Below are 12,903 nucleotides of genomic sequence, written 5' to 3'. Positions count from 1 at the left end.
AGAGAATCAGGTTTTTGCTGGGTAAGTTGATTAACAAGCTACTAACTGATAACTGATAACTGATAACTGATAACTGGTATAGGAATTTTATCAAATGAAAGCACTGGAAAAACTGGTGACAGAACGATTATATTTAGTCCCCTTAAAGCTTGAACTTCTCAAGGCCGCAATTATAGGTATCGATGAATTAGCAACAATTTTGGGGGTAAAAGTTGCAGCTGACTGGGCCGAACAAGAGTTGATTCAAGCTTTCCCTGATATTGCGAATATTTTGCTGCAATTCCCCTTACAAAATGAATGGGGATGGGGGAGTTTAATTATTCATCAAACAGAAAATACCCTTATTGGTCATGTGATGATCAAAATTATTCCTGATGTCACAGGTTTACCCACAGATGCTGTAGAAATTGGCTATCAAGTAGCGCCGTTATATCGACGACAAGGCTACGCATCCGAGGCGACAAAAGCAATGATGGACTGGACACTTTCTCAACCTGGTATGCAAACAGTGACCGCTGGCTGCGCTCCCGATAATATAGCTTCAAAGCGAGTTTTAGAAAAAATAGGCATGGATCTGATAGAAGCACGAGAGAAAGTCTTGGTCTGGAAATTAAGTAGGGTTTGCTGAAAAAGTTTGTTGGTGGGGTTAGGAGTCAGTTATCAGTTATCAGTTATCAGTTATCAGTTCACTGAGAAAACTCCCCACTTCCCCACTTCCCACACCCTACACCCCACACCCCACACCCTACACCCTCTTTCAAGTCAGTAGTCGGGGGGGAAATCGGGAGTCAGAGCCTCGTCGATGCGATAAAATACTCTGGCTCTGTATTTGTTGGTTTATGAGTTGACGAGGACTTCAGCGATCGCCTGGGAGATAGGAAAATAAGGAGGATAAAGTTCTAGCCAGAAAAACTCGCCAACGGGATTAATTTCTAAAAAGATATAACGTTCATCTGGTGTGACAATCATATCAATTGCACCATAATTGAGACCGAAATATTTCACTAATTCTAGTAGTTGTTTTTCAATAGTTTTCGGTAAATCGTAGGGTTGCCATTGTTGATGGAGCGCTCTTCCCTCTTTTCGCCAATCGTAGATAGCACCGTCTAATTGTTGGGAATTAATCGCCGCCGTAAATATTTGTTCACCGACGATAGTGATGCGTAATTCCAAAGCTTTAGGAATGTTTTCCTGAAAAGTCATTGGACAAAATTGCAAACCTTCCAAATTATCTAGGTCTTCCTTAGTAACAGGACTGGTAAAAACAACCATTTCCTCTTGCTTGTCTCCATAAATAGCAAATTGAGAAAGCATTTTAGTCACAATTCCTGTTGCTTCAAACTCCTGAGCAAATTGCTTGACAGCTTCAGGATTATTAGAAGTTAAAGTCCCCGGAATTAATAAACCTAATTGTTGCGCTACTTGTAACTGCAATTGTTTATGATTGGCATGATCTACCTTAGCAATTGGATCAAGATGAAAGCCAGATAAACTAGCAATCATTCCTCGAATACTTAACCGACATTCCTTAAGAGAAGCTTCGCGAAATTGACTATCCATCCCATCGGGTAATTTTAGTCCGTATCTCATGCGTCGATACCAGACAGCAGAAACTTCTTTTAGCTCTAATTTTTGGTCTCCATCGGTAATAATTCCGCCTTTTTGACCGCCTGAGTAAAGATCAACTTTCACCTCTGTAGGGAAGCGATCGGTATCAAAACGGAAGGCTTTTTTCCCCATCGTTTCTATGGCTTTGATTACCAGAGGAATACTTTCATTATCGTGGCTAAAAGTAACAATTAAAACGGTCATAGATTTCCTTGATGATTTGGGATTGAGAATCCTGATTAGATTTTGGATTGAGAATCTTGATAATCCTAAAATCCTCAAAATCCTGATTAGGTTTTGGTTTGATTTTTAGCATACTAAAAAATCAGCGATCGCATTAGAAATAGGTAAATCTAAATCCCGTTCTAACATTCCCCACTCACCACCCGGATTAACTTCTAAAAAAACGTATTCTCCCCCAGGAGTTAAGATAAAATCAAACGCCCCAAAATTCAACCCTAAATTAGCCATAAAAATCTGAAGTTGCTGCAATAGTGAATCGGGTAAAGTATGATGTTGCCAAGCACCAGGATCAATACCCGGTCTTCGCCAATCTACGGCAGAATTATTATACTGAGAAGATTCTAAAGCTCCCACAAATGTCTGTCCATTAACCACGACAACTCTCAATTCTAATTGTTTGGGAATTTCCGCTTGAAAAACCATAGGACAATAGCGTAAAGATTCCGCTTCCTCAAGGTCTTCTGCTTTCACCCTACTGGTATAAAGAAAAAATTCCGGCGATTCCATGCTGTGGGCGATCGCAGTTAACAATTTACTCACCATTCGTCCCTGAACCTGGGAAAAAAACTCCCGGGCAGCATCAGGATTATTGGTCACTAAAGTGGGGGGAATAATCAAGCCAACTTCTGAGGCCAAACGAAGTTGTAATAACTTATTTTTAGCCCTCTCAATTTGCGCTAAATTATCTAACCAACGCGCTGACCTTAAACTATCCCAAAAACCGGCCAAAGTCGTCTGGGATTCTCGCACACAAACCTCCCGAAACTGAGGATCTAAATCCCCTGTTAGTTCAGGCTGCCAAATACGTCTTGTCCAAACAGATTGCACCTGTTGACTATCAATAGATTGATGGTTATAGGTTAATTGATAAAAACTTTTTTTCCCATTAAATTGGGCTGCTAATTGAACCTCTAAGGGAAATTTATCGGTATCTAAGCGAAAAGGTGTGGCTCCTTTTTTTTCTATCGCCTCAGCCACGCGGTCAATCGTGAAAAAATCGCCGCTATGGGTCAACAATAAAACAACTTTAGGCGATTCTTTCATATCAGTGGGAAATTCCTATATTTAAATTTCTTTTTGTCTCTCTTAACTGGCGACTAATTCCGGTTTAGTGGTCAGAATCGAATATTCGCAAGACCGGGGATTGTCCATCCGCTCTTGAGCATTGAGGATTTCTAACCCCACCACGTTCCCCCACTGGTCATAGTCGAGAATCACCCCCGGACTCTGCTCGTCGCTTTCTGCAATTGGCACATTACTTAAGGTGATTTTGAGAGCATCAACGACCGGATCATAGGTCACTTTCATGGCGTTCTCCAATATTTGCTGAACTACCTACACTTTTCTTGCGGGTAAGTGTAGGTTTTCTACCCAACAGATAGCGGAATCGTGGATTTCTTGCGTCCTCTCCTACCCTATCCGATTTCCAGTTGGCTGTCGTTATTATCGATCTGACTGTCTAACAGTATTTGCGTAGGTTTCCATTCCCCATCCATTGTTTGACAAGTGCATACCAACCATACGGATTGGTCTCCATCCCCGAACTCAAGGTGACAATCTTGGCAGGTTTCTTGGAAGTTTTGATCCCCGAACTGCAATTCCCCATCTATATTACCGATATGGTCACTAAGCCTCAGTTCGGTGGGCATCCATTCTCCATCGCGAGCTTGGCACTCAGCACTCAGGATTGTGCTGTTAGGGTCGTAGTTAATACTGCTGCAAGTGTGCGAAAAATTGGGCATGACAACTCTGTGTGTTAAAAAACAATATGATTCAGCATAGTGCCTTAACAGCCGACATTCCGCACATCTTCATATACTTTTATATATTTTTACATTCCCCAAGATGTTTTAACGAAAAACCTTGATTGTAGAAACTACTATTGAGAACATTTTCAATAATTGATTTTTTCTGAGAAAAAAATTGACAATTCTTCACCTTGATCAAAATCCATGATTGTAGCTATAATCCTTACTGGACAAGGATTGTAAGCAATATATTGGTAAAAATTATTAATTGAATGTTAAGAAGCGCGGAAAGTGGGTTTCCCACTCTACTAAATCTGCTCAAATATTAACTACCTAAGCAAAATTAATTATAGCGTTTCCTAAGCTATTGAGGTACACCTATTTTTCTTCCCTTTTGCCTTCTGTCTGTTGCCTTTTGCCTAAAACCCATAACTTTTGTACCTCAGCAGACTGAAAAACGCTATATACATTTAAGCCGTCAGCTTTTTGCCGTGATCAGTAAACAGTAAACAGTAATCAGTAAAAAGATAGTAGGAAACTTCTATTTAATACTCCACACTTAAAACTCAAATCTGATAACTGATAACTGATCACTGATCACTGATAACTGATAGCTGCACGACTAATTAGTACAAACGCTTACGGGGGCGATAATTAGCCACGGATTCCACTAAACCCAAGGCGATAAAATTGGTTAATAAAGATGAACGTCCATAACTTAACCAAGGTAGAGGAATCCCTGTAATCGGGGCTAATCCCACGGTCATGCTAATATTAAGAATTGCCTGAAAAGCGATCATCGAGAGAACACCGATCGCTATTAAAGAACCGAAGTTTTCTTTGGCAGTATTAGCAATAACTAACAAACGCCAACAAACTAACCAGAAAGCTATTAAAACTAGAATACTGCCGACAAAACCGAATTCTTCCCCGACTACGGAGAAGATAAAATCGGTGTGTTGTTCGGGAATAAAATTTAATTGGGTTTGGGTGCCTTGGTGTAATCCCCGTCCCAATAATTCTCCTGATCCGATGGCAATGCGGGATTGAATTAATTGATAACCTCCCCCCAAAGGATTCTTTTCTGGGTGAAGAAATAGGGTTAAACGATCTTTTTGATATTCTTTTAATAAACCCCAAAAAACCTCGCCTAATTTACCCACTGCCAGATTAGTTGCCACCACGATGAAAGTAGATAAAAAACGGTAGGGAAGGGTAAACCAAGCAAGCACAGCGATGATAATTGCTAAAACAATCCAAGCAGGAAAAAGTAAATTAAACAGAAAAACCGATGCGATGGGAGATAACAGGATAATCATCCAAGGCAGTTTCGCATTAGCCCAGTAAATCATGCCTAGGGTAATTGCCCCAAAGACTAATCCTGTCCCCAGGTCCGGCTGCGCCATAATTAACACCCAGGGGATGGCAGTGACGGCAAAGACACGAGCGATCGCAAAAAGATTATCGGCGGGACGATGATGTAGGAGGGCTGCTAGGGTGATAATTAAACCTACCTTGGCAAATTCCGACGGTTGCACGTTAAAACTGCCGATATTAATCCAACTTTGCGCCCCATTCGCCGTCACCCCTAGGATAATTACCGCGATTAGGGAGAGATTGGTGAGAAGGTAGGTTAACCAGTGCCATTTGAGCAGACTTTCGTAACGACAACGGGCCAGAAATAAAGCGATCGCCACTCCCACGCATCCGAATAACCAGTGTTGCCACCAATCGAGAGCAGTGGTATGTCTTTCGGCACTACGAATCATTAAACCACCGAAAACGGTTAAACCCGTCACCAAAACGAACAAAAGCCGATCCATTTGGGCTATATCCCGGAAAATGAAGCTAAACTGCTCACTAAAACCGCGTAGTTTCCTACTAACAAGGGACTGTCTTTTCACCATTTCTCTCCCCAAATTTACTAACTAACTAGGGTTTGCTCAATAAATCTAAAAACATTGTTCGATAATACTTTTAGACCTTTTTGAAATCCAAAAGCACCGGACATTGGAGTGATCGGGGGGAAAATTCCGGGACTTTTTCCCTGAAAATGGGTAAAACCCTACACCCTACACCCCACACCCTGCCCCTAGGGAAAACTTTTTGCCGCAAACCCTAACTATAGGCTGCCACGGATACTTTCGCCGCCACCTGACGAGCGATCGCTATCAGGGCTTTAGCTGAGGCCGATTCCGGTTGCCCCAAAACAACTGGTACACCAGTATCACCGCCCTCCCGGAGGGCTATCTCCAGAGGCACACATCCCAGTAAAGGAATGCCCAATTCTTGCGAGGTTTTTTCCCCACCACCGGACCCAAATAGATCATAGGAGCGATCGGGCTGATCGGGAGGGATAAAATAACTCATATTTTCCACGATACCCAAAACCCGCGCCCCTAGCTGTTGGAACATTTTTAAACCCCGACGCGCATCAATTAAAGAAACCGTCTGGGGAGTGGTGACAATCACCGCACCGGCTAGGGGGACCGATTGAATTAAAGTTAATTGTGCATCCCCGGTACCGGGAGGCATATCGACGATTAAATAGTCTAAATCGCCCCAGTTGACTTGATAGAGAAACTGACGGATAATGCCGTTTAACATCGGACCGCGCCAGATTACCGGTTGATCGGGGTTGATCAAAAAGCCCATGGAAACCATTTTGATGCCATGGTTAAAAGCGGGTTCCAATATCTCGCCATTTGCGCCCTGTACGGTCACTTGTGCGTCATTTAAGCCCAACATTGTCGGGGCGTTGGGGCCGTAGATGTCCGCGTCTAATAGCCCCACTTTTGCCCCTAAATGAGCCAAGGCGACGGCGATATTGACAGCCACGGTACTTTTTCCCACACCGCCCTTACCACTGGAAACGGCGATAATATTTTTAACCCCCTCCACGCCTTGGCGATCGGGTAAAGCTTTTTGTTGCGGGGTTTCGGCAGTTACCTCCACGGCGACACTTTCCACCCCGGGCAGCTGTTTAACGGCTTTTTGGCAGTCTTCCACGATAAATTCGCGCAAAGGACAGGCAGGAGTGGTCAAAACTAGGGTAAAGCTAACTTTTCCGCCATCGATCGCCACATTGCGGATCATGTTCAATTCCACTAGGCTTTTTTGCAGTTCTGGATCTTGAACGGGACGTAATACTTCTAAAATCGATGCGGTATCAAGGGGCATGGTTTCAGTGTCTCTAGTCAAGTATTGTTCTTATGGTTATTTATCTTAACCTTGATGCCGGCACAGTTATCAGTGGGGAGTGGGGAGTTTTTTGCTGTGAACAGTGAACAGTAATCAGTGAACTGAAAACTCACATCTGATAACTGATAACTGATAACTGATAACCCCATTTCCCTAGATTACGGTAATAGGATCGCCGACTTTAATTGTACCTGTCTTTTCGGGGATGACATTTTCTCCGAACATAATGCCCCCGGGGAAACTGCGAAAAGTGCTTAAGGTTTTTAAAGGTTCCTGTTGGGTATTTCTCCTACCTGTTTCTTGATCGGTGGTGGTGATAATACAGCGACTACAGGGTTTAACTAGGGCATAATTTATCTCTCCAATTGTGATCTTTTGCCAACTACTTTCGCTAAAAGCTCGATCGCTACTAATAACAATATTAGGCCGAAAACGATTCATCGGCACCGGTGCAACTAAACGCCGATTTAAGTCCTCTAAAGAAGCAGTATTAGTCAATAAAATTGGATAACCATCGGCAAAACTGACGGGAGTATGATCGTTCCCTGCATAGCGAGGATTCGCAGGACGTGGATAATCGGGAGATTGTCGCACTAAACGACAAGGAATGTCGAGAATTTTCTCAAACCATTCGGCGATTTCATCTCCTTGATCCATGGCTATGGTTTGGGATTCCCAGATTTGAACTGCTCTTTTTTCTCCTGTGAAATTAGGCTGAAAAGTCAGGGAATCTTGAGATGTTTTCAGAGAAAAGTTATCCTCTGTTATGGTGACAGAAACGGTGGCTAATTGCGGATATTCCCTTTGGGTGATAAATTTACCCTTACCATCCACTAACATCATTTCTCGATCCCAGAGTAACCCTTTAGGAGTCACTTCAGCTTGGGATAATTGAATACCTCGACAGGATTTAATCGGGTAGATATAGAGATCAGTAACCTGCATTTTCTTTCAGTAGTTCTACATATTTTTTAGCCACATCTTCCCACGTCCAGAAATTAATTTTATTGGGGATATCTTCGGGTAACAAGCGAGGAATTGGATTGAGGATAAATTGTTCTAAACAATTGGCTAAACTGTCCGCATCTCCCCTAGGATAGAATTGCACTCTTTCGGGACAATTATATAATTCTACCTGTTCTTGAAACACTTCTAAATCGGAAGCAATAACGGGAATACCTTGTAAAATGGCTTCCGCTATTGCTAATCCAAAACCTTCGTATTTTGAGGGAAATACCACAGAGGAACAGGTTTGATAATAAAACTGCAATGTTTCATAGTCTTGATAACCTAATCCCTTGAAATGACTCTGAAAAATTTCTTGATTTTCCCGATAAAGTCGGGTACATTCTTTGAGATAATCTTGGTATTCTTGAGTTTGGGACTGTTGAGATAATTGCAGATTTCCATTAACTAGATTATCGGTTTCTTTACCAATAAAAACTATTTGAAATTTTAAACCTTTTTTCGCTAGTGTAATGGATGCTTTAAGCAAAGTTGTATGATCTTTGTAAATACCAAAAGAGGAGGGAAAATAAAAAGTAACTAGCTCACTTTTGACTAAATCGCTCTTGGGATTAGACTGCTCGATAAATCCTGCTAAAGGTACAGCTTGTAATTTACTAGCATAGGTAACATTAGGAAAAATTTTTAAAACATCTTCTTTAGTTTTTTGAGAAATTGTGAACAGTAGATCAGCCCGATCTAACCATTCTTTTAACGCTTCATTGTAGGGTTCTTGATAAGATTCTGAGTAAGTTAAGGGAGCAAATTGCCAAAAAACATCATAAATAATGCCACTTAAAGTAACCTTGACATTAGGAGGAGAAATCCGATTAGTCATTCCATACAAACAGTGATCAGCTTGGTAACGCTTGATAATCTGATTAATTCTTGCTTCGATGCGTAAAAGTCCAATTCTACGAGAGAAAATATGATGAATAGAAGTTAGTCTTAGGGTTTTATAAAAATTCGCTAGAAGACCATAAACATAGATTAATTTTGTTTCAAAACTATGGGGATAAAAATCAAAATTTTCGTAGATAAGTTTATCGGAATCGGGCATTAAAGATCTAAAATATTCAATTTCCTTACGAGGGAGGACAATAATAATCTGTTCGACGTATTCTAATAAGCTAGGTATCAAAGAGATAATGACTCTTTCTACTCCTCCTTTGCTATAAAATAGGATCGGGATGACAATTTTCATAGATTTCCTTGCAGATAGATGGCAATAAAAAGATTGATTCTCGATTTGAACCTGTTATATTATAGGCTCGAATTGTTCTAATGAGTCGAGAAATCGAGTTAAATTCAAAAAAATAAGACCCTATCAACCATTGAAAAGTAGTCTCCGAGCCAGTAGTCAGCATTCAGGAAAAGAAAAAACGAATAGATTGTTTACTTAGACTAGAAAAATGACCTTTTTGCCTATATGTCCTTAAATTAGGGATTTTAGGATTAAGTGCGCCCTTAAGATCTCACTTGTGCGGGATATATATGAGCATTTCCTCTAAAACCCTGGCTACCCTTAGGATTAAGTCTTCGCGATCGGGTGCGGCGATGATTTGTAAACCTAAAGGTAGCTGGGATGGACGTTTAATCGGCAAAGAAAGGGCAGGTAAACCGATAAAAGAAAAAGGTTGGGTGAATCTGCCTAAATTGGGTCTAATTAATAGCTCTTGCCCGTCAATAATCATTTTTTCTACTCCTAACGGCGGCGCAATACAGGGAATCGTCGGGGTGAGAATAATATCGACTTCGGCGAAAATCTCTCGCAGACGATCGCGATACCAACGGCGAAAACGTTGAGCCTGTAAATACCAGCTAGAGGGAATTAATGCCCCTGCCAAGAAGCGATCCCGGGTTGCGGGGTCAAAATCCTCTAATCTGGTCTGTAAACGCGGTAAATGCCAATTTGCGCCCTCGGAAGCGGTAATTATATAGGCGGCTGCCCTGGCGCGGGCGGTTTCGGGAATGGTGATTTTTTGGCTCACTCCTAAACGTTCAGCGATCGCTGTCACCGCCTCGATTACTTCCAGTTCGGCTCCCTGCTGAAAATAATCGTCGGCAAGGGCTATTTTTACGCCCTCTAAGCCACTTAAAGGAGCTTTAAGGTTATTTTTGGCAAAAAGACTCCAAATAGCCGCCATATCCGCCACATTGTCGCTAAAAAATCCCAGATGATCCAAACTACTGACGAACAAAAATAGGCCCTGACGGGATACGCGCCCAAAGGTGGGTTTTAGCCCCACCACGCCACAGCAAGCGGCGGGAACCCTCTCACGGAACCATTAGTGTCGGAACCGAGGGCGAGAGGCACTAAATTAGCGGCAACGGCAGCGGCGGAACCGCCAGAGGATCCCCCCGATATACGACTAGGATCGCGGGGGTTGGGAGTGGCTCGATAATGGGCATTTTCGGTGACAAAACCGTAGGCGTACTCATCCATATTGGTCGCCCCCACCAAAACTGCCCTGGCTGCTTCTAGGGTTTGAATAGCGATCGCATCTTGTCTGGCGGCAGGGTGATCTCGATTGATTTTGGAACCGGCAAGGGTGACAATACCCTTGATATCAAAGAGATTTTTGACGGCGAAGGGGACTCCTGCTAAGACACCGACGGGTTCCCCATTGGCGATCGCTAGATCGATTTTTTGGGCTTGAGCGAGCGCTCTAGGCTGTAAAATGTCGGTAAAGCAATTTAAATGGGGATTTTTTGCCTCTATCTCCGCCAGAGTCTGGCTAATAACTTCTAAGGCGCTAGTTTGACGATTTTGGATCGATCGAGCTAAATTGCACACAGAAATAGTCATGGTTCAAAGCTGAGGGCGCTTTCCCCGTCATCCTCTAAGGGAAATTCTGTCACTAAACTGGCGATTTCTTGCAAGCGTTGCCAGTTTTCAACCACAGAATTTAAATAGCGATCGGGAATGGTTAAATCTAGGATTTTCGCCATGATTATAACGTATTCTTCCGGATTATTCATAGATTTCGTTCTGGTTGGGGTTAAGGAGATCAATCGACACCTAGTTAAGCTGTGAAAATTGCTAGGATATAAGAAAAAATCTCCTGTAAATACAATAGCTATTCCTAGGGAGGAAGTATAACTTAAATTTGTTCTTGACCCCCGACTCCCCAGCATCATAACCTGAGATATGATCATACAACTGTATATTGAGATATTTTCCCCTCCTTCACCTCCAGATTAAATTAAACTTATATATGACCAAAAACAAGAGGTAACAAGTCTCCCCTTTCAAGAGAATGAAAATTAAAAGCTACTGAAGACTACTGGTAGTCACTGATAACTGATAACTGATAACTGATAACTGAAATGACCATCTTACAAGACGAAAAACTCCTCTTTACTCCCGCAATACCCCACAGTGATGCCCTTAGAACTATTTTTGCCTTTCCTAATCAGTATTCTGTGGGTATAACCAGTTTAGGTTATCAAATTGTTTGGGCAACTTTAGCCCTGCGATCGGATATACAAGTTAGTCGTTTATTTACGGATTTTCAAGAATCTTTACCCCGTTATCCCGAATTAGTCGGCTTTTCCTTTTCCTGGGAATTAGACTATGTTAATATCCTCTCGCTGTTAGAATCTTTAGAAATTCCTTGTCACAGTCATCAACGGCAAGATCAGCAGGCGATAATTTTCGGAGGTGGGCCAGTTTTAACCGCTAATCCCGAACCTTTTGCTGCTTATTTTGATGTAATTTTATTGGGAGATGGTGAAAATTTAATTGCTGATTTTATTAATGCCTATCAAGAGGTTAGAAACGCCGAACGACTGACAAAACTCCGTCATTTAGCCCAGGTTCCGGGGGTGTATGTTCCTAGTTTATATACCGTTAATTATGATAGTTCTGAAGGTGAAATTACGGCAATTCTACCCATAGATAATAATGTTCCTACCTTTGTTAGTAAACAAACCTATCGCAGTAATACCCTTTCAGCTTCTACGGTGGTAACAAAACAAGCGGCATGGGAGAATATTTATATGGTAGAGGTGGTGCGAAGTTGTCCAGAAATGTGCCGTTTTTGTTTAGCTAGTTATCTAACTTTACCCTTTCGTACCGCTAGTTTAGAATCTTTAATTCCCGCCATTGAAAAAGGTTTAAAAGTGACCGATCGCTTGGGTTTATTAGGTGCTTCCGTCAGCCAACATCCTGAATTTGAAACCTTACTTGATTATCTTTTTCAACCAAAATTTGAGGGAGTTAGACTCTCGATCGCTTCAGTTAGAACTAATACTGTCACGGAAAAATTAGCCAGAATTTTATCCCTAAGAGACAGCAAATCAATTACTATTGCCGTAGAAAGTGGTTCCGATCGCTTGCGGGAAATTATCAACAAAAAGTTAGCCAATGATGAAATTATCCAAGCTGCCATTAATGCTAAAGCGGGCGGTTTAAAAGGGATAAAACTCTATGGTATGGTGGGAATACCGGGAGAAGAAATCGAAGATATTGCGGCAACTGTGGAAATGTTAATAGCCTTAAAAAAAGCCGCCTCTGGACTGCGAATCTCTTTCGGTTGCAGCACCTTTGTGCCTAAATCCCATACTCCTTTTCAGTGGTTTGGAGTTAATAAAATGGCCGAAAAAAGATTAAAATATCTAGAGAAACAATTAGGTAAACAGGGCATAGAATTTCGACCAGAGAGTTATAATTGGTCAGTGATTCAAGCCCTATTATCTAGAGGCGATCGCCGCTTAACTTCCCTGTTAGAATTAACTCGTGGCTACGGTGATTCTTTAGGCAGTTATAAACGCGCTTTTAAGGAACTAAAAGGACAAATTCCCCCGCTAGATTATTATGTTCATCAACAATGGCGTTTAGAACAGGTTTTACCCTGGAGTCATTTACACGGTACTTTATCCTCAAATGTTTTAATAAAACATTTAGAAGATTCCCAAACAAAAAGGTAAAATATTGCTAATAAGCTAAGACACATTTAAACAATGTCTTGACTATCAGACCCCAAATGAGGTATTCTATCAAGGTAGATCGGATATTGGTGCAATTCAGAATTGAATTGGTGCTTTTATTAATTATCAATCTCGATTAAACCATTAATTTAATCTTAGTTATCAG

The 12,903-nt window shown here is 41.6% G+C and carries 11 protein-coding genes and 1 pseudogene; 2 read left to right on the top strand and 10 right to left on the bottom strand.

The window, feature by feature from the left end:
- Positions 1–94: 94 nt before the first annotated feature.
- Positions 95–628: a GNAT family N-acetyltransferase gene (locus EWV60_RS09235; protein WP_002733958.1), complete on the top strand. Its 534-nt coding sequence runs from the start codon at positions 95–97 to the stop codon at positions 626–628.
- Positions 629–837: 209 nt separating this feature from the next.
- Here EWV60_RS09235 and EWV60_RS09230 read toward each other — a convergent pair whose 3' ends face one another.
- From EWV60_RS09230 to EWV60_RS09185, 10 genes and pseudogenes are all read right to left on the bottom strand, one after another.
- Complete coding sequence (locus EWV60_RS09230; protein ID WP_069474628.1) at positions 838–1,812, bottom strand: MvdD family ATP-grasp ribosomal peptide maturase; 975 nt, start codon at positions 1,810–1,812, stop codon at positions 838–840.
- A 105-nt stretch (positions 1,813–1,917) separates the two neighbouring features.
- Positions 1,918–2,895 (bottom strand): MvdC family ATP-grasp ribosomal peptide maturase, encoded by a 978-nt coding sequence (locus EWV60_RS09225; RefSeq protein WP_287231985.1) that lies wholly within the window; start codon positions 2,893–2,895, stop codon positions 1,918–1,920.
- A gap of 42 nt (positions 2,896–2,937) precedes the next feature.
- Positions 2,938–3,159: a DUF2283 domain-containing protein gene (locus tag EWV60_RS09220; RefSeq protein ID WP_002732918.1), complete on the bottom strand. Its 222-nt coding sequence runs from the start codon at positions 3,157–3,159 to the stop codon at positions 2,938–2,940.
- 107 nt (positions 3,160–3,266) lie between these two features.
- The gene (locus EWV60_RS09215; RefSeq protein ID WP_002775566.1) at positions 3,267–3,593 is read right to left on the bottom strand and encodes a mannose-binding lectin; all 327 of its coding nucleotides are present in this window, start codon (positions 3,591–3,593) and stop codon (positions 3,267–3,269) included.
- A gap of 632 nt (positions 3,594–4,225) precedes the next feature.
- Positions 4,226–5,506, bottom strand: coding sequence for a rod shape-determining protein RodA (gene rodA, locus EWV60_RS09210; protein WP_287231983.1), 1,281 nt, complete (start codon positions 5,504–5,506; stop codon positions 4,226–4,228).
- Between the two features lie 211 nt (positions 5,507–5,717).
- Positions 5,718–6,779 carry an Mrp/NBP35 family ATP-binding protein gene (locus tag EWV60_RS09205; protein WP_002733003.1) on the bottom strand — a complete coding sequence of 354 codons (1,062 nt, stop codon included), beginning with the start codon at positions 6,777–6,779 and terminating at the stop codon, positions 5,718–5,720.
- 174 nt (positions 6,780–6,953) lie between these two features.
- The gene (locus EWV60_RS09200; RefSeq protein WP_004158181.1) at positions 6,954–7,745 is read right to left on the bottom strand and encodes an MOSC domain-containing protein; all 792 of its coding nucleotides are present in this window, start codon (positions 7,743–7,745) and stop codon (positions 6,954–6,956) included.
- Positions 7,732–9,009: a glycosyltransferase gene (locus EWV60_RS09195; protein WP_287231980.1), complete on the bottom strand. Its 1,278-nt coding sequence runs from the start codon at positions 9,007–9,009 to the stop codon at positions 7,732–7,734. Before EWV60_RS09195 ends, EWV60_RS09200 begins: the two co-directional genes overlap by 14 nt.
- Positions 9,010–9,280: 271 nt before the next feature.
- Positions 9,281–10,614 (bottom strand): annotated as a pseudogene (locus tag EWV60_RS09190) (AtzE family amidohydrolase).
- Positions 10,611–10,787 carry a DUF4089 domain-containing protein gene (locus EWV60_RS09185; protein ID WP_002740449.1) on the bottom strand — a complete coding sequence of 59 codons (177 nt, stop codon included), beginning with the start codon at positions 10,785–10,787 and terminating at the stop codon, positions 10,611–10,613. Before EWV60_RS09185 ends, EWV60_RS09190 begins: the two are co-directional and overlap by 4 nt.
- A 348-nt stretch (positions 10,788–11,135) precedes the next feature.
- Between EWV60_RS09185 and EWV60_RS09180 the strand changes: the two genes are divergently transcribed.
- Positions 11,136–12,737 (top strand): B12-binding domain-containing radical SAM protein, encoded by a 1,602-nt coding sequence (locus EWV60_RS09180; RefSeq protein ID WP_287231978.1) that lies wholly within the window; start codon positions 11,136–11,138, stop codon positions 12,735–12,737.
- Positions 12,738–12,903: the final 166 nt, after the last annotated feature.

It is taken from the genome of Microcystis sp. Msp_OC_L_20101000_S702 (assembly GCF_007095705.1).
GTDB classification, from domain to species: Bacteria; Cyanobacteriota; Cyanobacteriia; order Cyanobacteriales; family Microcystaceae; genus Microcystis; species Microcystis ichthyoblabe_A.
This window is presented reverse-complemented; position numbering and strand designations above follow the sequence as displayed.

Excerpts from the sequence above, each read along its gene's own strand:
- EWV60_RS09215 (WP_002775566.1), bottom strand. The coding sequence starts at position 3,593 with ATGCCCAATTTTTCGCACACTTGCAGCAGTATTAACTACGACCCTAAC.
- EWV60_RS09185 (WP_002740449.1), bottom strand. The coding sequence starts at position 10,787 with ATGAATAATCCGGAAGAATACGTTATAATCATGGCGAAAATCCTAGAT.
- EWV60_RS09230 (WP_069474628.1), bottom strand. The coding sequence starts at position 1,812 with ATGACCGTTTTAATTGTTACTTTTAGCCACGATAATGAAAGTATTCCT.
- EWV60_RS09195 (WP_287231980.1), bottom strand. The coding sequence starts at position 9,009 with ATGAAAATTGTCATCCCGATCCTATTTTATAGCAAAGGAGGAGTAGAA.
- rodA (WP_287231983.1), bottom strand. The coding sequence starts at position 5,506 with ATGGTGAAAAGACAGTCCCTTGTTAGTAGGAAACTACGCGGTTTTAGT.
- EWV60_RS09180 (WP_287231978.1), top strand. The coding sequence starts at position 11,136 with ATGACCATCTTACAAGACGAAAAACTCCTCTTTACTCCCGCAATACCC.
- EWV60_RS09205 (WP_002733003.1), bottom strand. The coding sequence starts at position 6,779 with ATGCCCCTTGATACCGCATCGATTTTAGAAGTATTACGTCCCGTTCAA.
- EWV60_RS09220 (WP_002732918.1), bottom strand. The coding sequence starts at position 3,159 with ATGAAAGTGACCTATGATCCGGTCGTTGATGCTCTCAAAATCACCTTA.
- EWV60_RS09225 (WP_287231985.1), bottom strand. The coding sequence starts at position 2,895 with ATGAAAGAATCGCCTAAAGTTGTTTTATTGTTGACCCATAGCGGCGAT.
- EWV60_RS09235 (WP_002733958.1), top strand. The coding sequence starts at position 95 with ATGAAAGCACTGGAAAAACTGGTGACAGAACGATTATATTTAGTCCCC.
- EWV60_RS09200 (WP_004158181.1), bottom strand. The coding sequence starts at position 7,745 with ATGCAGGTTACTGATCTCTATATCTACCCGATTAAATCCTGTCGAGGT.